Origin of the sequence: Streptomyces sp. MMG1533 (assembly GCF_001279775.1) — a bacterium.
Taxonomy (GTDB): Bacteria; Actinomycetota; Actinomycetes; order Streptomycetales; family Streptomycetaceae; genus Streptomyces.
The window spans coordinates 56,231-78,966 of record NZ_LGDG01000134.1; the positions used below are offsets into that span (position 1 = coordinate 56,231).

Sequence of the window (22,736 nt, forward strand, 5' to 3'; positions counted from 1 at the left end):
GTGCGGGCAGTCGTGCCGCGGGGGCTGCTCTCGACCCACGGCAAGGCACGGGCCCCGTCGGCGCGGGTGAGCGAACCCACCCGCCCGCACCGACAACCGGGCTCAGCCCCGTCGGCCGCGCCCGCGCCGCCCCCGCTCCTCGTCGAACTCCTCGTCCCCGTGCGGCCCCAGCAGCTCGTCCGCCAACGTCGGCAGATCGTCCAGCGGCGTCTCCTCGGCCCAGTCCGACCGCGCCCGCCGCCGGGGCACCCCTGACTCGTCGACCTGGGGCAGCTCACGCGTCCGGTCCTGGGTCCCGTCCGGCCGTGCCCCGGCCCCGGACGCAGACCCATCCTGATCGTCGCGGAAGAACCCGGGCGGAATCCGATCCCCGGGAGCCTCGTCCCGTACGGGAGGCAGCACGGCCGTCTCGTCCGCGGCACCAGGCGGCACAGGAGGAAGCACCGCGGTCTCGTCCCCGGCACCGGTCGGCGCCACCGGCGGCAGCACCGCCGTCTCGTCCGCCGCCCCCGGCGGAACCGGCGGCTGCGGCAGCTCGGCGGTCACCTCGGCGTCCGCCCCACCGGCGGCCGCCCCCGAAGACCGCCCGTCCGCCTGCTCGTCCCGAACGGGACGCAGCACCGCGGTCTCGTCGTCCGCGGCCTCCGGCGCCACCGACGGCAGTACGGCCGTCTCGTCCACCGGCCCGCCCGACGCGTTCGTCGGCGTCACCACCGGCGTCGCCACGGTCGCCGCGTCCGGCGCGGGGCCGGAAGCCGTCCGCCGAGTCCCCGGCGACTTGGGCCCCGCCTCCGCCGCGGCCGCCGCCTGCTCGGCCAGCCGACGGGCCTCCTCGGCCCGCAGCAGCGCATCCTCGGCCTTCCGCTGCTTCTCCAGGCGCCGCGCCTCGGCCTCGGCGCGCAGCCGGGCCTCCTCCTCGGCCTGCTTGCGGCGCCGGTCTTCCGCGGCCTTCCGGCGGGCCTCTTCCTCGGCCCGCACCTTCTCCTCGGCGAGGAGCCGCGCCCGCTCCTCCTCGGCGCGGCGACGCGCTTCCTCGGCCCGCACCCGGGCCTCCTCCGCCTGCCGTTCGGCCTCGCGCCGCTGCGCCTCCTCCAGCTCGCGCCGCTTGCGCTCCTCCTCCTCGGCGCGCAGCCGTTCGAGCTGCTCCTGGCGCTCGCGCTCCAGTCGCTCCTCCTCGGCCTTGCGGGCGGCCTCTTCCTCCGCCTTGCGCCGGGCCTCTTCCTCCGCCTTCCGGCGGGCCTCCTCCTGGGCCTGGATCTCGGCCTCGGACAGCGGCAGCATCTGGTCGAGCCGATGGCGTACGACGGTCGTGACGGCCTCGGGCTCCTGGCCCGCGTCCACAACCAGGTAGCGCCCCGGGTCGGCCGCGGCCAGCGTCAGGAAACCGGACCGCACGCGCGCGTGGAACTCGGCCGGCTCCGACTCGAGCCGGTCCGGTGCCTCGGTGAACCGCTCGCGCGCGATCTCCGGCGAGACATCCAGCAGCACCGTCAAATGGGGCACGAGCCCGTCCGTCGCCCAGCGGTTGATCCGGGCGATCTCGGTCGGGGACAGGTCACGGCCCGCCCCCTGGTAGGCCACGGACGAGTCGATGTAGCGGTCGGAGATGACCACCGCGCCGCGCTCCAGCGCGGGACGGACGACCGTGTCGACGTGCTCCGCGCGGTCCGCCGCGTACAGCAGCGCCTCCGCCCGGTGCGAGAGTCCCGCCGACGACACGTCCAGCAGGATCGACCGCAGCCGCTTGCCCACCGGGGTGGCCCCCGGCTCGCGCGTCACCACGACCTCGTGCCCCTTGGCCCTGATCCACTCGGCGAGCGCCTCCGCCTGGGTGGACTTCCCGGCCCCGTCGCCGCCCTCGAGAGCGATGAAGAAACCGGTGGCGGCGGGTGCCGTCACGGGGTCGTCGCCGCCGAGCAGCGCATCCCGCAGGTCGTGCCGCAGCGGCACGCCGGCGCGGTCGTCGACCTTGGCCAGCACCAGCGCGGCCACCGGCAGCAGCAGCGCGCCGATCAGCATCAGGGTGAACGCCGCGCCGCCGTGCGCGAACACGAACTTGCCGTTCACCAGGCGGTGCGGGCCGATCGCCGCCGCGACCAGGGGCGCCACCAGCGCGCCGAGGGCCACGGAGACCCGGACGACCGCGTGCAGATGCTCGGTCGTACGCGCTCGCCGGTACTCCTCGGCCTCCTGGTCCAGCAGCGTGTGCCCGGTGTTGGCGGCCACGCCCGCGCCGACGCCGGCCAGCGCGAGGATCAGCACCACGCTGGTGACGTCCGGGACGAGCCCGGCGGCCAGCAGCGCCACGCCTGTGAAGGCGAGCGCCAGCGCCAGCAGGCGGCGCCGCGACAGCGTAGGCAGCAGGGAAGGCGCCGTACGTATGCCGACGACCACGCCGCCGGTCAGCGCGCCCACCAGCAGCCCGTACATCACCGGGCCGCCGCCCAGGTCCTTGGCGTGCAGCACGGACACGGCGACCGCGGCCGCCACCGCCCCGGCGATCGCCGCGCAGGCGAGCACCAGCAACGGGATCGCGCCGGTGCGGCCCTTGTCGACGCCCGTGCCCGTCTTGGGCCGGCGCAGCCCCTCCAGCGGCGAACGCGCGCGCGGGGTGCGCGTGTCGGGCAGTTCCAGGAAGGTCAGCACGGACAGGGACGCGGCGAACAGTCCGGCCGCGACATAGGAGGCGAGGGCCGCCTGGTGCTGGGCGAACCAGGCGATTCCCGAGCCGAGCAGGTTGTTGAACAGACTCGCGACGACGAGCGCGACGGCCGCGAGCGGGATCGCCACGAAGGTCGTACGCAGCGACAGGCGGCGCAGGGCGTCCATGTGGTCCGGCAGCGGTCGTACCGTCGCGCCCTCCGGGGGCGGCGCGGGCAGCAGCGCGGGCGCCGCGCTCTCGCGGCACACCGTCCAGAAGCGCTCGGCGACACCGGTGACGAAGGCGGTGACCAGGAGGACGGCCAACGCGTCGTCCGGCGTCCAGTCGATCCACAAGGGCGCCACGATGAGCACCGCGGCCCGCAGTCCGTCCGCGCCGACCATGGTCCAGCGGCGGTCGAGCGGGCCGTCCTGGGAAGTGAGCGAGGTCAGCGGGCCGAGGAGAACGGCACCGAAGAGCAGTGTCGCGAGGATGCGCACCCCGAAAACGGTCGCCACTGCGAACGCCACGCCTCGGTAGCCGCCGCCGAACGAGCCCTCGGCGATCGCCGCCTGGAGGGCGAGGACGACCAGAACCAGAAGCGCGAGGGTGTCACCGACTCCGCCCACGAGTTGTGCGCTCCACAGCCGTTTCAGCTGCGGTCGGCGCAGCAGGGCGCGGACGGCGCGCTCGCGGGAGTCCGCGACCAGGGCGTCGTCGGGGGCCGGGTGAGGGGCCGTTGGCTGCTCGGCTGGGGTCATGCTTTCAGCCTATCGGGAGCCACCGACAGCCCGGAGGGCGCGCCCGAACGTACGCACGCCCCGACACCAAAGTGATGCCGGGGCGTTCGTTTTGCGAACTCTCAGTACACAAACGCGGTGACCGTCACTCGTCGGCGGCCGTCTTCGAAGCCGTCGCCTTCTTCGCGGTGGTCTTCTTGGCGGTCGTCTTCTTCGCGGCCGTGGTCGTCTTCTTGGCCGCGGTCTTCTTCGCCGCCGTCGCCTTCTTGGCCGGAGCCTTCTTGGCGGGCGCCTTCTTCGCCGTCTTCTTGGCGGGGCTCTTCGCCCGCTTCTCGGCGAGCAGTTCGAAGCCGCGCTCCGGGGTGATGTCCTCGACGCTGTCGCCGGAGCGCAGGGTCGCGTTGGTCTCCCCGTCGGTGACGTACGGCCCGAAGCGGCCGTCCTTGACGACGACCGGCTTCCCGCTGACCGGGTCCTCGCCCAGCTCCTTGAGCGGCGGCTTGGCGGCGGCCCGGCCTCGCTGCTTGGGCTGGGAGTAGATCTCCAGCGCCTCTTCGAGGGTGATCGTGAAGAGCTGGTCCTCGGTCTGCAGCGAGCGCGAGTCCGTGCCCTTCTTCAGGTACGGGCCGTAGCGGCCGTTCTGCGCGGTGATCTCCACGCCTTCGGCGTCCTTGCCGACGACGCGCGGCAGCGACATCAGCTTGAGGGCGTCCGCCAGCGTCACCGTGTCGAGCGACATCGACTTGAACAGCGAGGCCGTACGCGGCTTGACGGCGTTCTTGCCGGTCTTCGGAGTGCCCTCTGGGAGCACCTCGGTGACGTACGGGCCGTAGCGGCCGTCCCTGGCGATGATCTGGCGGCCCGTCTCCGGGTCGGCACCGAGCTCGAAGTCGCCGCTCGGCTTGGCCAGCAGCTCCTCCGCGAGCTCGACGGACAGCTCGTCCGGGGCCAGGTCCTCGGGCACGTCCGCCCGCTGGTGGTTCTCGGAGTCCTTCTCGCCGCGCTCGACATACGGGCCGTAGCGCCCGACCCGCAGCACGATGTCGTTGCCCACCGGGAACGACGACACCTCACGCGCGTCGATGGCGCCCAGGTCGGTCACCAGCTCCTTGAGGCCGCCGAGGTGGTCCCCGTCGCCGTTGCCGGCGTCGGCGGCACCGCCCCCGCCACTGCCCTCACCGAAGTAGAAGCGCCGGAGCCACGGCACGGCCTGCGCCTCACCGCGGGCGATGCGGTCGAGGTCGTCCTCCATCCTGGCGGTGAAGTCGTAGTCGACGAGCCGCCCGAAGTGCTTCTCCAGGAGGTTGACCACGGCGAAGGACAGGAAGGACGGCACCAGGGCCGTGCCCTTCTTGAAGACATAACCGCGGTCGAGGATCGTGCCGATGATCGACGCGTACGTCGACGGGCGGCCGATCTCGCGCTCTTCGAGCTCCTTGACCAGGCTGGCCTCGGTGTAGCGGGCCGGGGGCTTGGTGGCGTGCCCGTCGACCGTGATCTCCTCGGCGCGCAGCGCGTCGCCCTCGCTGACCTGGGGCAGACGGCGCTCGCGGTCGTCCAGCTCGGCGTTCGGGTCGTCGGCGCCCTCGACGTACGCCTTCAGGAAGCCGTGGAAGGTGATCGTCTTGCCGGACGCGCTGAACTCGACGTCCCGGCCGTCGGCGGCGGCGCCACCGATCTTCACCGTCACGGAGTTGCCGGTCGCGTCCTTCATCTGGGAGGCGACGGTCCGCTTCCAGATCAGCTCGTACAGCCTGAACTGGTCGCCGGTCAGGCCCGTCTCGGCAGGCGTACGGAAACGATCACCCGACGGGCGGATCGCCTCGTGCGCCTCCTGCGCGTTCTTGACCTTTCCGGCGTAGGTCCGCGGCTGCGCCGGCAGGTAGTCGGCGCCGTACAGCTGCGTGACCTGGGCGCGGGCGGCGGTGATCGCCGTGTCCGACAGGGTCGTGGAGTCCGTACGCATGTAGGTGATGAAGCCGTTCTCGTACAGCTTCTGTGCCACCTGCATGGTCGCCTTCGCGCCGAAGCCGAGCTTGCGCGAGGCCTCCTGCTGCAGCGTCGTCGTACGGAACGGGGCGTACGGCGAGCGGCGGTAGGGCTTCGACTCGACGGAGCGCACCGAGAACCGGGTGTTCTCCAGGGCGGCGGCCAGCGCGCGGGCGCCCGCCTCGTCGAGGTGGAGGGTGTTCGCGCTCTTGATCTGTCCCAGGGAGTCGAAGTCGCGACCCTGCGCGACCCGCCTGCCGTCGACGGTCTGGAGGCGGGCGACCAGCGACGACGGGTCCGACGGATCTCCCGCGCGGCCGGTCGCGAAGGTGCCCGTCAGGTCCCAGTACTCAGCAGAACGAAACGCGATGCGCTCGCGTTCCCGCTCCACCACGAGTCGCGTGGCGACCGACTGGACACGGCCGGCCGACAGGCGCGGCATGACCTTCTTCCACAGGACCGGCGAGACCTCGTAGCCGTAGAGACGGTCGAGGATGCGGCGGGTCTCCTGGGCGTCGACCAGCTTCTGGTTCAGCTCGCGCGGATTGGCGACGGCGGCCTGGATAGCGGCCTTGGTGATCTCGTGGAAGACCATCCTCTTGACCGGGACCTTGGGCTTGAGCACCTCCTGGAGATGCCAGGCGATCGCCTCGCCCTCGCGGTCCTCATCGGTGGCGAGGAAGAGCTCGTCGGAGTCCTTCAGCAGGTCCTTGAGCTTCTTGACCTGGGCCCTCTTGTCGGCATTGACGACATAGATGGGCTGGAAGTCGTGATCGACGTCCACGCCGAGGCGGCGGACCTCGCCGGTGTACTTCTCGGGCACCTCCGCGGCGCCGTTGGGGAGGTCGCGGATGTGCCCGACGCTCGCCTCGACTACGTATCCGGGGCCGAGATAGCCCTTGATCGTCTTCGCCTTGGCAGGCGACTCGACGATGACGAGTCGGCGGCCGCCCTGTGCGGTCTCGCTGGTCGGGGACAACTTCGCTCTTCTCTCCGGTCGACGCTGGGGCCTCCCCAGGCCTTGCTCCCGGGGACGGGTCATGGTGACGCTGCGGAGTGTGACGGTACATCCCGCCCCCGTGTCAAACGGGAAAAGCCCGCAACGGCCACTCGAACGGTAACCCGACTACCGCCATTCCTGCCGCCCGGAGTGCCCACCGGCCTTTTCGAGGCTATCCGGAGGGTGACCTCCCAATTACCGGAGGCGCAGCTCTCGCGCGGTACTCACACACGCGTGAAGCACCACGCGCCAAGGGTCAGCGCGATCAGCGCGACAAGGCTCGCGACGGTCGCAGATGCGACGGGACTCACACCGTGGGCGACCGGTTCCCGGTGCCGCACGCGAGCTGCGGTCCACACCAGCAGGCCGCCTCCGAACAGGGCGAACACCACTCCCGAGAAGATCGCCGGTCCGCGCTCCATGGCTCCTCTGCCCCTTTTCTCCCGACCCTGCGTGCCCAGCCCGTGGAGGCTGACACGCACGGGCGGCGGACAGGCGAACCCCAGGTGAACGCAAGGCCGACAGGGCTGTGGACTCCCCCGGTACGCGGCTTACGGCCGGTCTCAGACCGCGCCGGGCGCGGGTATCTTTCCGGTCGTCTTCTTGTTGTCGGCCCGGCTCACCGTGCACACGATCTTGTTGAAGCCCTCGTCCCAGTCGTCCTGGTCGGCCACCCAGCCGTACACGGCTCGCTCCTGCCCCGGCGCCCAGGTCGACTCGAACTTGTTGCCGCACAGCTTGGACGCGTTGTCGGTGCCCTTCTTGTAGATCATTCCGCTGGGGGCCTGGACGGTGCCGATGACCTGGTCGGTGTGGGGTTTGGCGCAGTCGGTGAGGGGGGCGTTGTAACTGTCCTCCTGCTCCTCGTAGACCCAGCAGTCGCCGACGCTCATCTGACCGACCCACAAGTCCGTGCCCGCGTCACGGAAACGGCCGACCTCACCGCCTATCGCGGCATGGCGGCCGAGTACGAGACATGCCGTACCGCCGCCGGCCACGGTGAAGCCCTCCGCCGTCGGCACGACGGCGTAGCCGGCAGCGTCCGGCAGCGCTGCGACGAGCGTCCGGGTCTGGTTCTCGCAGCGCTTGGCGCCCTGCGCGCGGGCTTCGGCGTGGTCGGTGGCGGTGTCGATCGCCACGACCTGTCCGTCCGGCCAGTCCTCGGCGCAGTCCACCAGCCCCAGGTTGGGCTCCGACTTGAACGGCGTCCCCGACCACACCGCCTGCACACAGTCCCCGGGCTCCAGCGGATCCCCGAGCCCGACCACGTCGCCGTACGGCAGCACGGGCCCGGCCGGCGGCGCCGACCCCTGCGATCCGCTCGCGCTCGGCGAGGCCGACCCCTTCGTCACGGGCTCCTTCTTCCCGCCGTCGTCCCCGGTCAGCAAGACGGCCCCCCCACGCGCCACCGGCGATGACGAGCACGGCGGCCACGACGAGGGCGACGAGAGCGATCCGCTTCTTCCCGGGGGACGGCGGCGCCGGAGCCTGACCACCGGGAGCGGTGGGCGCACCCGGGCCGCCGTAGCCGCCGTACCCGGGCTGCGCGGGGATGCCACCGGGGTACGCCGACTGCGTGCCGTTGCCTCCGTACGACGACTGGGAGCCGCTGCAGTACGGCGATCGGGCACTGCTGCCGTACGGCGGCTGCGAACTGCCGCTGACGTACGGCGGCTGAGCACCGCCGCTGCCGTACGACGACTGCTCGCCCGCGTACGGCGACCGGGCACCGCCACTCGCATGAGGAGACGGGCCGCCCCCGCTCGGGTACGGCGAACCGGGCGCCTGCGCATAGGGGTTGCCGGCATCCGGTGACTGCGCCGCGGGCTGCCGCCAGGGGTCGTACGGCGACGGGCCGGGCGTGCCGCCGGGCATCGCGGGGCCGCCGGCTTCTGAGCTGCCGGATCCCCTCCCGCCACCGCTCGGGCCGCCGGAGCCAGGACCGCCTGAGCCCGGGGTGGCCGGGCCCCCCGCGCCGGAGCCCGCGAAGCCACCCATGCCGGCGGCGCCTCGGGGGCCGTCGGGCCCGCCCACCGGGGTGTGGTGCGGCGTCTGCGGAGTGTTCGGGGCCTGCTGCACCCCCGGCGTCTGCGGACTCCCCTGCGCCGGGCCGCCGCCCCACCCGCCGGGCGGGCCGGAGACATAGCCGGGCGGCGTGCTCGCCGCGTACCCGGGCGGCGTGGCGTCCACCGCCCCGGCGCCCGGCGAAGCAGCTTGGCCTCCGGCCGCAGCACCTTGGCCTTCCGATGCTCCGCCATGGCCGCGCGGTGTCGCGTCATGGTTCCCCAGGGCCGCACCGTGGCCCTCTGGCGACCGCCCCGCCCCCGCCGACTCCGCGCCGAACCCCTCGGGCGGCGGGCCGAACCCTCCCGGCGGCGAGGCGAACCCCGCCGCCCCCGCGACCGGAGTTGCACCCCAACCAGGCGGCACGACGAGCCCCGCGCCCCCTTGCACCACTCGCTCCAACCCCCGCGCGACCGCCTCCGGAGAGAACCTGCGCACCGGATCCTTGACGAGCAACCCCAGCAGCACCGGAGTCAGTTCGCCCGCCCGCACCGGCGGGGTCGGGTCCTCGCCGAGCAGGGCCGTGAGGGTCGCGTAGTCGCCGTGGCGGTCGAAGGGGCCGCGGCCCTCGACGGCGGCGTACAGCGTGGCGCCCAGGGAGAACATGTCGGCGGCCGGGGTGGGCGGCTCACCGCGGGCCCGCTCGGGGGCGAGATAACCGGGTGTCCCGAGGATGCCCGCGGTGGCGGTGAGCCGGGGTTCCTGGGACTCGGGCTGGAGGGCGATGCCGTAGTCGGTGAGCAGCACGCGTGCGTACGGGTCGCCCGAAGAGTCCGGCGCCAGAAGGATGTTGGCCGGTTTCACATCCCGGTGGAGGATGCCGATGCGATGCCCCGCGGTGAGCGCGTCGAGGACGGCGAGTCCGACGCGGGCCGCCTGTGCGGGCGCGAGCGGTCCCGAACGCCGTACGACGGCCTGGAGGTCGATCGCGTCCGGAACGTACTCCATGACGATCCACGGCAGGCCCTCGTGCACCAGCACGTCGTGCACCGTCGCCACGTGCAAGTGTCCGCGCAGGCGCGCCGCGTGCCGGGCCTCGCTACGGGCCCGCGCGATGCGCTGCGCGGGCTCGACCGCGTCCATCGGCACGTCCGGAAGCGCGATCTCCTTCATCGCGACTTCGCAGGCCAACTCCTCGTCGTACGCGAGCCACACCCGGCCCATGCCGCCCGCGCCGAGCGTCCGCAGCAGCCGGTACCGCCCGTTGATGACCCTGCCTTCGCCCTGACCCGGCGTCTCCCCCGCCATCACGCCTCCCCCGAGACAGCGCGCCTCCCCCGAGAACGCGCGAAGTTCGTCCCTAGAAGGTAGCTTCGCACGCACCACTGACAGGAGCCCTTTTCCGGAGCAATCCCGCCAGACCGGACACATGCGGCTCAGGGCTGCGCGCACGCCTCACGCGTGACGCGAAGGACGTCGCCGGGTCGTCACCCGGCCGGGTCGAGGAACCCCTGCTCCACCAGCAGCCGGATCTGCGCGGGCGTACGGTCGCGCAGCAACACGGGGTCCTCGCCCACCAGTTGGGCGATCGCGTCCAGGATGCGGCCCGCACTCAGCGAGCCGTCACAGACGCCCGCGAAGCCCGCGCCGACCGTGTCCACCTTGGTGGCCCGGCACATCCCGCGGTGCTGGCGCAGCACCACGTGCTCCGGGTCCTCGGCACCGGGCAGCCCGACCTGTTCCTGGACGACCTCGGCGCCGAGCGTGAAGTGCCCTGCGAGCAGGGCCGCATCGTCGTGCGTCCGCAGGTAGTCGAGGCGCTCGAAGTGCGCCCGGACCGTGTCGCCCAGCGGCTGCTCGACCGGGTGCGGCCACTCCTCCACCGTCACCGAGGGGACCGCGGCGTCCGTCCTGCGCAGCGTGATCCAGCCGAAGCCCAGGGCCTTGACCTTGCGCGCCTCGAACTCGTCCAGCCACGCGTCGTACCGCGCCTGGTACGCGGCCACGTCATCGCGGTGGTCTCCGGCGTCCCGCAGCCACAGTTCGGCGTACTGCGTGACGTCCTGCACCTCGCGCTGCACGATCCACGCGTCGCACCCGCGCGGCACCCACGACCTGAGTCTGTCCTGCCAGTCCTCCCCTTCCACGTGCTGCCAGTTGGCGAGGAACTGCGCGAACCCGCCCTCACGCAGCCGTGCCCCCGCCTGCTGAACGAGCGTGCGGCACAGATCGTCCCCGCCCATCCCGCCGTCGCGGTACGTCAGCCGGGCGCCCGGCGAGATCACGAACGGCGGGTTCGACACGATCAGGTCGTACGTCTCGTCGTCCCGGACCGGCTCGAACAGCGAGCCCTCGCGCAGATCGGCGGCGGGCGCGCCGGACAGCGCCAGCGTGAGCGCGGTGATGTGCAGCGCACGAGGGTTGAGATCGGTCGCCGTCACACGCGTGGCGTGCTGCGCTGCGTGCAGTGCCTGGATCCCGGAGCCGGTGCCGAGGTCGAGCGCCGCGGAGACGGGCGTCCGGACGGTGATGCCGGCCAGCGTCGTGGACGCGCCGCCCACCCCGAGGACGACCCCCTCGTCCCGATTGCCGATGCCACCGGCGCCGCCCACCGCGCACCCCAGGTCGGACACGATGAACCAGTCATCGCCGCCGGGCCCGCCGTACGGCCGTACGTCCACGGTCGCGGCCACCTCGTCCCCGTCGGCGCGAACCAGCCACCCGCTCTCCAGGCAGTCGTCCACGGGCAGAACGCCCTCCACGCGCGCGTGCGGCACGGGCTGCTGCAACAGGAACAGCCGTACGAGCGTCTCCAGCGGCGTGTCCCCGCGTGTCGCCCGGAGTGCGGGCACGGTCTCGCTCCGGGCGAGCGCCGCGTACGCGGGCGCACCGAGCAGCTCGAGCAACCCGTCGGCGGTGAAGGAGGCCCCGAGCAGGGCGTCCCGGAGCCGGGCGGTGACCTCGGGGCGGTCGGAAGCGGGCAGGGCGGGCAGGCTGGAGGTACTCACGCCCCCATTGTGACCCGCGAACCGGCGCGGAAACGCGACCCGCGGGCCCCCGCGGACCTCAGCCGGTCGTCGCCGACGCCGGGGCGGACGCGCTCTTGCAGCTCTCCTGCTTGGCCATCGCCTTGCCGACGTCACCCTCTTCGAGCGTCTTCAGGGCGTCGTTCCCGGTCTTGCTCAGCTTGTCCAGTGCGGTGGCGACGTCCTTGAGGCCGTCCGCGAACTTGCCCTGGTCCTTCGTGTCCAGCTCGTCGACCTGCTTCTTCAGGGAGGCGTACGACGTGGAGAGGCCGTTGAGCTCCTTGACGGCGTCCTGCTGCTTCTTCTCGCCGTTGTCGACGTCCGGCGCCCCGGCCTTGGTCACCGCGGCCCCGATCGCCTTGTAGGCGTCCGACATGTCCTGGAAGGCCTGCGCGTCGGTCTTCTGGACCTCTTCCGGGGTGCTGTTGTCCGAGGTCTCCTTCTGGATCGCGGCATTGGCTGCCTCGATCTTCTTGGCCTGCGGCTGTACGGCGTCGCAGACCTCCTTGGCCCAGGAGTTCAGCTTTTCGCTGCTGTCGTCACTGCTGCATCCCGACAGCGCCAGTACCAGTACCGCACCGCCGGACAGTGCGGCCGCGAGCTTCTTGTTCACCGGATTGGTCCCTTCCATGGCTCTCGGCCCCGGAACATACACGGCATGTGGGCCGCACCCATGTGGCGGATGACCATTTCCTATCGTTTTGTAGCCTTTTACACCAAGCGAGAGAAGGCTCACGATGACGGCGTGAACGCAACAGGGCGGGCGGTCGACACGACATCGCGCGCCTCCCGCCCGCCCTGTGAGCTGGGCTCCTGGCAAGCCCTTCTACGAAACCACCGCCGGATCAGGCGACTTGGGCGACTCCTCGGCGTTGTCTTCGTCACCCACGGCGATCCCGCGCCGTTTGGAGACGTAGACCGCGCCCGCGATCACCAGGAACGCGAGGACCGCGATCGCGATCCGTACGCCGAGGTTCTCGTCGTCGCCGTAACTGAACTGGATGACCGCGGGCGCGATGAGCAGCGCCACCAGGTTCATCACCTTCAGCAGAGGGTTGATCGCCGGACCGGCGGTGTCCTTGAAGGGGTCACCGACCGTGTCTCCGATCACCGTGGCGGCGTGGGCCTCACTGCCCTTGCCGCCGTGGTGGCCGTCCTCGACGAGCTTCTTGGCGTTGTCCCACGCCCCACCGGAGTTGGCGAGGAACACCGCCATCAGCGTGCCCGTCCCGATCGCACCGGCGAGGAACGAGCCGAGGGCGCCGACACCGAGCGTGAACCCGATGAAGATGGGCGCCAACACGGCGAGCAGTCCGGGCGTGGCGAGCTCGCGCAGGGCATCCCTGGTGCAGATGTCGACGACCTTGCCGTACTCCGGTTTCTCGCTGTAGTCCATGATCCCGGGATGCTCGCGGAACTGCCGCCGCACCTCGTACACCACGGAACCCGCCGACCGCGACACGGCGTTGATCGCGAGCCCCGAGAAGAGGAAGACGACCGCCGCGCCCGCGATGAGACCGACGAGGTTGTTGGGCTGGGAGATGTCCATCATCAGGGTCATCGGCGCGCCTTCGCCGGACAGTTCCTCGCCGACGTCCTGAGCGCCCGTGATGATCGCGTCACGGTACGACCCGAAGAGCGCCGACGCCGCGAGGACTGCGGTGGCGATGGCGATGCCCTTGGTGATGGCCTTGGTGGTGTTGCCGACGGCGTCCAGGTTGGTGAGCACCTGTGCGCCCGCGCCCTCGACGTCGCCGGACATCTCCGCGATGCCCTGCGCGTTGTCGGAGACCGGCCCGAAGGTGTCCATCGCGACGATCACACCGACCGTGGTGAGCAGGCCGGTGCCGGCCAGCGCCACCGCGAAGAGCGCCAGCATGATGGACGTACCGCCGAGCAGGAACGCCCCGTACACACCGAGGCCGATCAACAGGGCGGTGTAGACGGCCGATTCGAGCCCGACCGAGATGCCGGCGAGGACGACGGTGGCCGGGCCGGTCAGCGAGCTCTTGCCGATGTCCCTGACCGGTCGGCGGCTGGTCTCGGTGAAGTAGCCGGTCAGCTGCTGGATCACGGCGGCGAGCAGGATGCCGATCGCCACCGCGACGAGGGCGAGGACCCGCGGATCGCCGCTCTTGCCCTGGATCGCCGCGTCGGTGACGCCGTCGAGGTCGGCATACTTTCCGGGGAGATAGACGAAGACGGCGATCGCCACCAGCACGAGCGAGATCACCGCGGAGATGAAGAAGCCGCGGTTGATCGCGGACATGCCGCTGCGGTCGGAGCGGCGCGGGGCCACGGCGAAGATGCCGATCATCGCCGTGATCACGCCGATCGCGGGGACGAGCAGCGGGAAGGCCAGTCCGGCGTCGCCGAAGGCCACCTTGCCGAGGATCAGCGCGGCGACCAGGGTCACGGCGTACGACTCGAAGAGGTCGGCCGCCATGCCCGCGCAGTCGCCGACGTTGTCGCCCACGTTGTCGGCGATGGTCGCGGCATTGCGCGGATCGTCCTCCGGAATGCCCTTCTCGACCTTGCCGACCAGGTCGGCGCCGACGTCGGCGGCCTTGGTGAAGATGCCGCCGCCGACTCGCATGAACATCGCGATGAGCGCCGCGCCGAGACCGAAGCCCTCCAGGACCTTCGGCGCGTCGGCCGCGTACACCAGCACCACGCAGGAGGCGCCCAGCAGACCGAGCCCCACCGTGAACATGCCGACGACGCCGCCCGTACGAAAAGCGATCTTCATGGCTTTGTGCGAGACGGCGGTGAGATCCTTTTCCGGTTCACCCGCCGCCGGGGTCGCCTCGCGCGCGGCGGCGGCGACGCGCACATTGCTCCGTACGGCGAGCCACATGCCGATATAGCCGGTGGCTGCCGAGAACGCCGCGCCGATCAAGAAGAACACCGATCGGCCTGCGCGCTGATTCCAGTCGTCCGCGGGCAGCAGCATGAGCAGGAAGAACACGACCACGGCGAATACGCCGAGCGTGCGCAACTGCCGGGCCAGATAGGCGTTCGCGCCCTCCTGGATCGCTGTCGCGATCTTCTTCATGCTGTCGGTGCCCTCGCCCGCCGCGAGTACCTGGCGCACCAGGACACCTGCCACCACGAGGGCGGCCAGGGCCACGACGCCGATGATCGACACCAGGACTCGGTTTCCGTCGGTCAGTACCGCTGCCGCGAGGGCTGTGGAGTGGTCAAGCTGGTCTGGGGAAGAAAGCCCCGCCATTCGTCCTCCTTGACGCTTGGGCTGAGCTCAAGATGTGGACGGATTCTAGAGATCTGTTCCTGATCAAAACAGTACGCGGGAAACCAAAATAGTCTTCCCGCACCCGCGGCAAATGATCGTCCACAGGCCACGGAGCCTGAAAGCGGTAATGCCTCGAAACCATTGGTACTGATCGAATTACTGCACGATCGATCGTGAATTCCTTCACGAGTTGCATCGCGTGAAACCACTGTAGGCTCGCGTGCCGCGGGATGACATGCCGAAGGGCCCTAACGAGTAGGGCCCTTCGGGTACGACGTGATGTGTGCGGAACGGATCGTCAGGGAATCACCGCGACCGACGGTGTGGTCGGCCAGGTCATACGGATCGATCCGCCGTGTTCCCCGGCGGTGACCTCCACGTCGTCGACGAGGCCGCTGATGACCGCGAGGCCCATCTCGTCCTCCTCGATCTCGGCGTCCGGGTCCTCGCCGGCGACACCAGGTGCCCGGTCGCCGGGAGCGTGGCGCGGCGCCTCGTCGCCGACCTCGATGGAGAACTGTTTCTCCTCCTCGATCAGCACCACCTTCACGGGCGCCGTGATGCCGACGTTCTGGTGCAGTCCGACGGCACGGGAACAGGCCTCGCCGACAGCGAGTCTGACCTCGTCGAGGACGGCCTCGTCCACTCCGGCCCTGCGCGCCACCGCTGCCGCCACCAGTCGGGCGGTCCGGACGTGCTCGGGCAGCGCGCTGAAGCGGAGTTCAACGGTGGCCATGCATCCCCCTCGGAACTACGGGCGTGCTGTCGGGGGACCGGACTGCCGACGCCCGGACCCCCTTGTCAACTTCTGCCGTCCCGGGTGCGGACGGGTGTCCGCACCCGGATCGGTGGTCAGTCGGTTGCCGCCACCGCTTCCTCGACCGAGGTGTGAATCGGGAACACCTTGGTGAGACCGGTGATACGGAAAATCTTCAGAATGCGCTCCTGGTTGCAGACCAGGCGCAGCGAGCCCTCATGGGCACGCACCCGCTTCAGTCCGCCGACCAGCACGCCGAGCCCGGTGGAGTCGAGGAAGTCCACGCCCTCCATGTCGACGACAAGGTGGAAACTGCCGTCATTCACCAGCTCGACCAGCTGCTCGCGCAGCTTGGGCGCGGTATATACGTCGATTTCGCCACCGACCCTGACGATCGTGCGATCGCCGATGGTCTCGGTCGACAGAGACAGGTCCACGGATCCTCCAGCACCTTGCTATCGAGCGGTCGCCCCATGGGACACCTCGGCTTGAAGCCCCCAGGACGGTTCGCCAGCCGCGATGGCATTCAATCACTTACCGGCAGGCGTGCACGACGCCTTGGTCCCATTGTCCGTCACGCCAGTGACACACTCGGTGCCGATGGCCAAGAATCACCGAACCGATCGACCCTCGGCGCAGCCCGTCTCCCGGCTCTCGCCGGGCACGGTCCTGGACCGGCTCGCCGCGGGACCGAGCCGGTCTTCGCGCATCACTCATACGGAGCACTTGCCCCCACGTGAGGGTCGGCATGCCGTCTGGCCGGACCGGATCCGTTCGGAGGTCATCGCCGCGGTGCAGGCCTGCGGCATCGAGCACCCCTGGGCCCATCAGGCCCGCGCGGCCGAGCACGCCCTGGACGGCGAATCCGTGGTCGTCGCCACCGGTACGGCCTCCGGCAAGTCCCTGGCGTACCTCGTCCCGGTCCTGTCGACGCTCCTGGACGGCTCCGAGGCTCCGAACGGCCGCGGCGCCACCGCCCTCTACCTGGCCCCCACGAAGGCCCTCGCGGCGGATCAGTGCCGCTCCGTGAAGGAACTTTCACAACCGCTCGGCCACTCCGTGCGTCCCGCGGTGTACGACGGCGACACGCCGGTCGAAGAACGCGAGTGGGTCCGCCAGTACGCCAACTACGTCCTCACCAACCCCGACATGCTGCACCGGGGCATACTCCCGTCCCACCCCCGCTGGTCCTCCTTCCTGAAATCGCTGAAGTACGTCGTCATCGACGAGTGCCACACCTACCGCGGCGTCTTCGGCTCCCACGTCGCCCAGGTGCTGCGCCGCCTGCGCCGCCTCTGCGCCCGCTACGGCGCCTCCCCCGTGTTCCTGCTGGCCTCCGCGACCGCCGCCCGGCCCTCGGTGGCCGCCGGGCGTCTCACCGGCCTCCCGGTGGTCGAGGTCGCCGACGACGCCTCCCCTCGCGGCGCACTGGTGTTCGCCCTCTGGGAGCCCCCGCTCACCGAGATGCAGGGCGAGAAGGGCGCGCCCGTCCGCCGCACCGCCACCGCCGAGACCGCCGACCTGCTGACCGACCTCGCGGTCCAGGGCGTCCGCACGGTCGCCTTCGTGCGCTCCCGGCGCGGCGCCGAACTCATCTCGGTGATCGCCCAGGAACGCCTCGCCGAAGTGGACCGCTCGCTGGCCCGGCGTGTCGCGGCGTACCGCGGCGGCTACCTCCCCGAGGAACGCCGCGCCCTCGAACAGGCGCTTCATTCCGGCGAGCTCCTCGGCCTCGCCGCGACGACCGCGCTCGAACTCGGCATCGACGTCTCCGGCCTGGACGCCGTCCTCATCGCGGGCTACCCGGGCACGCGCGCGTCCCTGTGGCAGCAGGCGGGCCGGGCGGGCCGCTCGGGCCAGGGGGCCCTCGCCATCCTGGTCGCCCGCGACGACCCGCTGGACACCTACCTCGTCCACCATCCCGAGGCCCTGTTCGACCAGCCCGTCGAGTCCACGGTCCTCGACCCCGACAACCCGTACGTGCTCGCCCCGCACCTGTGCGCGGCCGCCGCCGAACTGCCGTTGACGGAGGAGGACTTGCAGCTGTTCGGCCCCGCGTGCGAGGACCTGCTCCCGCAGCTGGAGGCCGCGAAGCTGCTGCGCCGCCGTACGAAGGCCTGGCACTGGACCCGCCGGGAGCGGGCCGCCGACCTCACCGACATCCGCGGGGAGGGCGGCCGGCCGGTCCAGGTCGTCGAGGCCGGCACGGGCCGTCTGCTGGGCACGGTCGACGAAGGCGCCGCTCACTCGACCGTGCACGAAGGCGCCGTGCACCTGCACCAGGGCCGTACCTACCTGGTGCGCTCACTGGACCTGGAGGACTCGGTCGCCCTGGTCGAACAGGCGAGCCCCTCGTATTCGACGGTCGCCCGCGACACCACATCCATCTCCGTCCTGGAGACGGACGTCGAGATCCCGTGGGGCGACGGGCGACTGTGCTACGGCTCCGTCGAGGTCACCAACCAAGTGGTCTCCTTCCTGCGTCGACGACTCATCACCGGTGAAGTACTGGGCGAGACGAAACTCGACCTCCCTCCTCGTACGCTGCGCACGCGTGCCGTGTGGTGGACGGTCACCGAGGACCAGCTGGACGCCGCCCGCATCAACCCGGAGATCCTGGGCGGCGCCCTGCACGCCGCCGAGCACGCGTCGATCGGCATGCTGCCCCTCTTCGCCACCTGCGACCGCTGGGACATCGGCGGGGTGTCCGTCCCGCTGCACCCCGACACGCTCCTCCCGACCGTCTTCGTCTACGACGGCCATCCCGGCGGCGCGGGCTTCGCGGAGCGCGCCTTCCACACCGCCCGCGAGTGGCTCACCGCCACCCGCCAGGCCATCGCCTCCTGCGAGTGCGACTCCGGCTGCCCGTCCTGCATCCAGTCCCCCAAGTGCGGCAACGGCAATGACCCGCTGCACAAGAGGGGGGCGGTGCGGTTGCTCACGGTGCTGTTGCGGGGAGCGCCTGGGGAGGAGGCGGCGCAGGGGGCGCCGCTGGGCCGCGGGGCGCCGGAGGGGCAGAAGGCGCCGACGGAGCCGGCGGCTCCACAGGCCCCACAGGCTCCACAGACCCCGCAGGCCCCGCAGGCCCCGCCCGTGCCCTGACCTCCGCCGCGAACGGCCCACGCCCAGACGCCGCCGTCACGTCCGAGGTCTCGCCCACGATCACGCACCGCACAAGCCGCGTGCCCTGGGCTCGCGCCACCCGGTCCGCGCGGGCGCAGGCCGCCGTGCCGCCGTCCGCCCAGTGGTCCGCCGCCGCCAGTGCCGCGAGATCCGCACCGCCGGCCGCGCGATGCCGGATCACGACGGCCTGCCCCATGGCGAGGACGACACCGAACACCACGCACAGCACGGCGATCGCACCGACGCTCCATACGGTGGCGGAGCCACGGTCGGACCGCCAGAGGACGGGCCCCGCCCGCTGCGAACGGCCGCTCACCTCCCCTCCCCCACCGTCTCCTCCACCACCGTCTCCTCCGCCAACGCCACGGCCTCCTCCCGTACCTCGAAGGGCAGACCGTGCAGCGCCGGCGGCTTCGCCACGACCGCCACGCGAACCCTGTCCCCCTCCCGGCTGACGGTGACCTTCGCGTCGCGCGGTGCCGTCTGACGGGTGATCTCGACGACCGCGTCGGCCGGGTCCTGACGGGCCGCAGCGCGGGCGCCGGTCCGCGCCGCGTCCACACACTGGATCTGTGCGGCCACCACGAGCAGCCCCCACACCAGCGCCATCGCGAAGATCACCAGCACGGGCAGCACCATGGCCGACTCCGCCGTGACGAACCCATGGTCCGCCTTCCGCTCACATCTGCGCATCGAGGGCCCGCTTCACGATGCTCTGCAGCTCCGCGCTGACCTGACCACTCGTCACCACCTTGTAGAGGACCACCGCGAACGCCACCGCCGCGACGATCCCCATCGCGTACTCGGAAGTGACCATCCCCGCGTCCCTCCGCGCCGACCGCGCCCTGCACACCAGGGCACACAGCCGTGCCCGTACCGCCTTGTACATCTCAACCCCCGTGAGGATCCGTTCCGTTGACCGGTTGCCTGCTTGCCTTGCGTCGGCACTCGCTGCCCACGCCGCCTACTTGCCGTCGCTCCCGCCCTTCTTCATCCACCACCCCCTCCCAGCGCCCCGCCCGCCAGCCCGATCACTACGGGCAGGACTCCGACCGCGATGAACGCGGGCAGGAAGCACAGCCCGACCGGCGCGGTGACCATGACGGCCGCCCGCCGTGCCCGTGCCGTCGCCTCGCGCGTCCAGTCGGCGCGGGCGTCCGCAGCGAGCCTGGCGACCGGCCCGGACGCGGGGAGCCCGGAGACGCCGGCCCGTTCCAGGAGCCGCGCCAGGGTGCCGGCTCCCGGGGTCGAGGCGAGCCTTCGCCATGCCTCGCCCGGTTCACCGCCGAGCCGTACCTCCGCCGCGCCCCGCGCCAGTCCTTCTCCGACGGGGCCGCCCAGGGCTTCGCCCACCGCCTGCGCCGCGATCACCGGACCTGCGCCCGCCGCGATGCAGGCGGCCAAGAGATCGGCAGCGAGCGGCAGTTGACGAGCCGCCTCCCGGGCGGCGTCGTAATCCGCCTCGGCCCCGGACGCCGCCTGCCGAAGCCGCCACCGCCACAACCCGACCGCGGCAGCCAGCCCAACCGCCACACCGGCGAACCCACCGACAAGACCCCACCCGGCACACGCCACCCCCACCATCGGCAGCCACCGCCGAACGATGTCCCGCACCTCGATGCGCGGCTTTTCAGACGTCTCCCACACCGCCGGCAGCAGCTCGGCCAACCGCCGCCGCACCCTCCGCTCCCGCCGCACCGACTCCAGCCACCGCACCAGCCACCCGAGGACAAGCACCACCCCCACAGTCACCCCCAGCCTGTGGACAACTTCCGCACTCACGCCGCCGCCTCCTAACCCAGACCTCTGCCGATTCCGCTTACGACCACGCCTGCTCCTCGGCCCAGGCCCGCCCAGCCGCCCCGTGCGCCCCACGCACCACCCCCGGCCGCATCCCTCACACCGCCTCCGCTGCCCGCACGATCCGCATCGCCCACCACATCCCCAGCCCCTCCAACAGGCCGCCGACCAGCAGGCACCCCAGCCCCGCCCCGGTGTGCAGCAGCACGTGCAGCGGGTCCGCCCCAAGGGCCGTACCGAGGGCGAGACCCAGGACCGGCAGGCCGGCGAGCATCACCGCCGTCGACCTGGCACCTGCCAGCTGAGCGCGAAGATCAGCCCGTTGATCACGCTCGGCGCGCAACGCCCCTTCGAGCCGGTCGAGTCCGGCCGCGAGGCCCGCCCCCTGGTCGACCGCGACGCGCCAACACGCCGCAAGCCCCAACAGCCCCTCGGCACCCGGTTGCCGCGCGGCAAGAGCAAGCGCGGCCGGTACATCACCGCCAAACCGCGCCGCCGCCAACACCGCCGCCTGAGCATCACCGAGCCCGCCGGAGTCCCGCGCCGTCTCCTGCGCGTCCCCCACCCCGTCGGCGTCCCGAACCACGGCCTGCGCGTCACCGAGCCCTCTGGGGCCCCACCGGACCGCCTCCCCGTCTCCGAGCCCGCCGCCGGAACGACCTGCACCGGCCAGCTCACCCCCGCAGGCCTCGCGCACCGCCCGCAGCAGCGCCTCCCCCGGCTGCCGCCCGGCCCGCACCTCCCCCGCCAGCGCCCCACACAGAGCGATCACCGCGTTCCCGCGACCCTCCCGCGCGCGCCGTGCCTCCCTCGCCAGCCGCATCCGCCGCAGTAACGGCACCCCGGCCGCCCCCGCGACGACCGGCAGCACGGAGGAACCCAGCACCGCCAGCACCAGCCCGACGGCCACCGCCCACCACTCGGGGCGCAGCCGCCCCCGGATCCGCCGCAGCCCTTCGGCCAGGTGCCGCCACGTGGGCGGACCGGTCGCCACCACTCCGCCGCCCGCGAGCAGCAGTCGCGCCCGCCGCGCGCCAGGGTGCCGCCCACCGAGCAGCCAGACAGCAGCCCCCGCGCACGCCACTGCAGCCCCCACCGACATCTCACCCGTCCCGTTCACCACCGCGTCCCTTCCTCGACCCGCCTTCGAGGCGCCCAAAGCACCTGCCGCACTCCGCTCCCGCCTCGCACGAGCCGCACTCCTCCCGAAGCAGGCCTCGCAACCGCTCCCACCCCCGCTCAGACGCAAACCCCTGAGCCCCCCACCGCAGCGCCGGCACCGTCCGCACCAGCCCCGACGGATCCCGTTCCAGCACATGCACCTCGGCGATCCGCCGCCGCCCGGCCCGGTCACGTACGAGGTGGAGTACGACCGACAGAGCGGCCGCCAACTGGCTGTGCAGGGCCGCCCGGTCGAGCCCGGCCGCCGTACCCAGCGCCTCCAGCCGGGCCGGCACGTCGGCGGCCGCGTTCGCGTGCACGGTTCCGCAGCCGCCCTCGTGGCCGGTGTTCAACGCGGCCAGCAGATGGACCACTTCGGGCCCGCGCACCTCGCCGACGACCAGCCGGTCCGGTCGCATCCGCAGCGCCTGGCGGACCAGGTCCTGGAGCGTGACGAGGCCTGCGCCCTCCTGGTTGGCGGGTCTGCTCTCCAGCCGTACGACGTGCGGGTGGTCCGGCCTGAGCTCCGCGGAGTCCTCGGCGAGCACGATCCGCTCGTCCGGACCGACGAGCCCCAGCAGGGCGCTCAGCAACGTCGTCTTGCCGGTGCCCGTGCCGCCGCTGATGAGGAAGGACAGCCGCGCTCGAAGCAGCGCCCGCAGTACCCGGTCCCCGCCCGGCGGCACCGTGCCGGCCACCACGAGTTCGTCGAGTGTGAACGCGCGCGGCCGTACGACCCGCAGGGACAGGCAGGCACAGCCGACGGCGACCGGAGGCAGCACCGCGTGCAGCCGGGTCCCGTCGGGCAGCCGGGCGTCCACCCAGGGCCGGGCGTCGTCGAGTCGGCGTCCGGCCACCGCGGCCAGGCGCTGCGCGAGCCGACGTACGGCAGCCGCATCCGAGAAGGAGACGGAGGTCAGTTCCAGGCCGCCGCCCCGGTCCACCCAGACCCGGTCGGGGGCCGACACCAGTACGTCGGTCACCGACGGGTCGGCGAGCAGCGGTTCCAGCGGTCCGCTGCCGACCAGCTCGGAGCGCAACTGCTCGGCCGCGCCGAGGACTTCCGCGTCCCCGAGCACCCGCCCCTGCTCCCGCAACGCCTGCGCCACGCGCGCGGGGGTCGGTTCGGCCCCGCTCTCGACCAGCCACTGCCGCACCCCGTCGAGCAATCCCGGCGTCATGTCGGCGCCGCCCGCCAGAGCGGCCGCGGCGCCACCGGACAGCCGTCGCTCGGAAACCGTC

The 22,736-nt window shown here is 72.0% G+C and carries 15 protein-coding genes and 2 pseudogenes; 1 reads left to right on the forward strand and 16 read right to left on the reverse strand.

Features of this window, described 5'->3' with window-relative positions:
• Nucleotides 1-102: 102 nt before the first annotated feature.
• The 10 genes and pseudogenes from tmk to bldG form a co-directional block, all read right to left on the reverse strand.
• Entirely contained in the window at nt 103-3,402 is a 3,300-nt protein-coding gene (gene tmk / locus ADK57_RS15660) for a dTMP kinase (protein ID WP_053750064.1), read from the reverse strand.
• A 124-nt stretch (nt 3,403-3,526) separates the two neighbouring features.
• Complete coding sequence (topA, locus tag ADK57_RS15665) at nt 3,527-6,349, reverse strand: type I DNA topoisomerase (RefSeq protein ID WP_053750065.1); 2,823 nt, start codon at nt 6,347-6,349, stop codon at nt 3,527-3,529.
• 245 nt (nt 6,350-6,594) lie between these two features.
• Nucleotides 6,595-6,792, reverse strand: a complete 198-nt coding sequence (locus tag ADK57_RS15670) for a hypothetical protein (protein WP_053750066.1) — start codon at nt 6,790-6,792, stop codon at nt 6,595-6,597.
• Between the two features lie 141 nt (nt 6,793-6,933).
• A complete protein-coding gene (locus ADK57_RS51160; protein ID WP_420711861.1) occupies nt 6,934-8,649 on the reverse strand; it encodes a septum formation family protein in 1,716 nt (571 codons plus the stop codon).
• 70 nt (nt 8,650-8,719) lie between these two features.
• Nucleotides 8,720-9,682, reverse strand: a pseudogene (locus tag ADK57_RS52425) (serine/threonine-protein kinase); the annotation flags it as partial.
• 179 nt (nt 9,683-9,861) lie between these two features.
• Nucleotides 9,862-11,382 carry a DUF7059 domain-containing protein gene (locus ADK57_RS15685; protein ID WP_053750069.1) on the reverse strand — a complete coding sequence of 507 codons (1,521 nt, stop codon included), beginning with the start codon at nt 11,380-11,382 and terminating at the stop codon, nt 9,862-9,864.
• Nucleotides 11,383-11,440: 58 nt separating this feature from the next.
• Nucleotides 11,441-12,031 carry a small secreted protein gene (locus ADK57_RS15690; protein WP_053750070.1) on the reverse strand — a complete coding sequence of 197 codons (591 nt, stop codon included), beginning with the start codon at nt 12,029-12,031 and terminating at the stop codon, nt 11,441-11,443.
• Nucleotides 12,032-12,226: 195 nt separating this feature from the next.
• Nucleotides 12,227-14,632: a sodium-translocating pyrophosphatase gene (locus tag ADK57_RS15695; protein WP_053750071.1), complete on the reverse strand. Its 2,406-nt coding sequence runs from the start codon at nt 14,630-14,632 to the stop codon at nt 12,227-12,229.
• Nucleotides 14,633-14,951: 319 nt separating this feature from the next.
• Nucleotides 14,952-15,389, reverse strand: coding sequence for an ATP-binding protein (locus tag ADK57_RS15700; protein ID WP_053750072.1), 438 nt, complete (start codon nt 15,387-15,389; stop codon nt 14,952-14,954).
• A 116-nt stretch (nt 15,390-15,505) separates the two neighbouring features.
• On the reverse strand, nt 15,506-15,847 hold the full coding sequence (gene bldG, locus ADK57_RS15705) for an anti-sigma factor antagonist BldG (protein WP_024885807.1): 342 nt from the start codon (nt 15,845-15,847) through the stop codon (nt 15,506-15,508).
• An 82-nt stretch (nt 15,848-15,929) separates the two neighbouring features.
• Between bldG and ADK57_RS15710 the strand changes: the two genes are divergently transcribed.
• Nucleotides 15,930-18,512 carry a DEAD/DEAH box helicase gene (locus ADK57_RS15710; RefSeq protein ID WP_234390203.1) on the forward strand — a complete coding sequence of 861 codons (2,583 nt, stop codon included), beginning with the start codon at nt 15,930-15,932 and terminating at the stop codon, nt 18,510-18,512.
• Nucleotides 18,513-18,552: 40 nt separating this feature from the next.
• Here the strand turns inward: ADK57_RS15710 and ADK57_RS47370 are convergent.
• The 6 genes and pseudogenes from ADK57_RS47370 to ADK57_RS15735 form a co-directional block, all read right to left on the reverse strand.
• Nucleotides 18,553-18,849 (reverse strand): annotated as a pseudogene (locus ADK57_RS47370) (Rv3654c family TadE-like protein); the annotation flags it as partial.
• Nucleotides 18,846-19,226, reverse strand: coding sequence for a TadE family type IV pilus minor pilin (locus tag ADK57_RS15715; protein WP_053750074.1), 381 nt, complete (start codon nt 19,224-19,226; stop codon nt 18,846-18,848). The pseudogene ADK57_RS47370 and the gene ADK57_RS15715, both read right to left, overlap by 4 nt.
• A complete protein-coding gene (locus ADK57_RS15720; RefSeq protein WP_053750075.1) occupies nt 19,213-19,422 on the reverse strand; it encodes a DUF4244 domain-containing protein in 210 nt (69 codons plus the stop codon). Before ADK57_RS15720 ends, ADK57_RS15715 begins: the two co-directional genes overlap by 14 nt.
• A gap of 101 nt (nt 19,423-19,523) precedes the next feature.
• A complete protein-coding gene (locus tag ADK57_RS15725) occupies nt 19,524-20,315 on the reverse strand; it encodes a type II secretion system F family protein (protein ID WP_053750076.1) in 792 nt (263 codons plus the stop codon).
• Between the two features lie 115 nt (nt 20,316-20,430).
• Nucleotides 20,431-21,453: a type II secretion system F family protein gene (locus tag ADK57_RS15730; protein WP_234390215.1), complete on the reverse strand. Its 1,023-nt coding sequence runs from the start codon at nt 21,451-21,453 to the stop codon at nt 20,431-20,433.
• Complete coding sequence (locus tag ADK57_RS15735) at nt 21,437-22,675, reverse strand: TadA family conjugal transfer-associated ATPase (RefSeq protein WP_053750136.1); 1,239 nt, start codon at nt 22,673-22,675, stop codon at nt 21,437-21,439. Before ADK57_RS15735 ends, ADK57_RS15730 begins: the two co-directional genes overlap by 17 nt.
• Between the last annotated feature and the right edge of the window lie 61 nt (nt 22,676-22,736).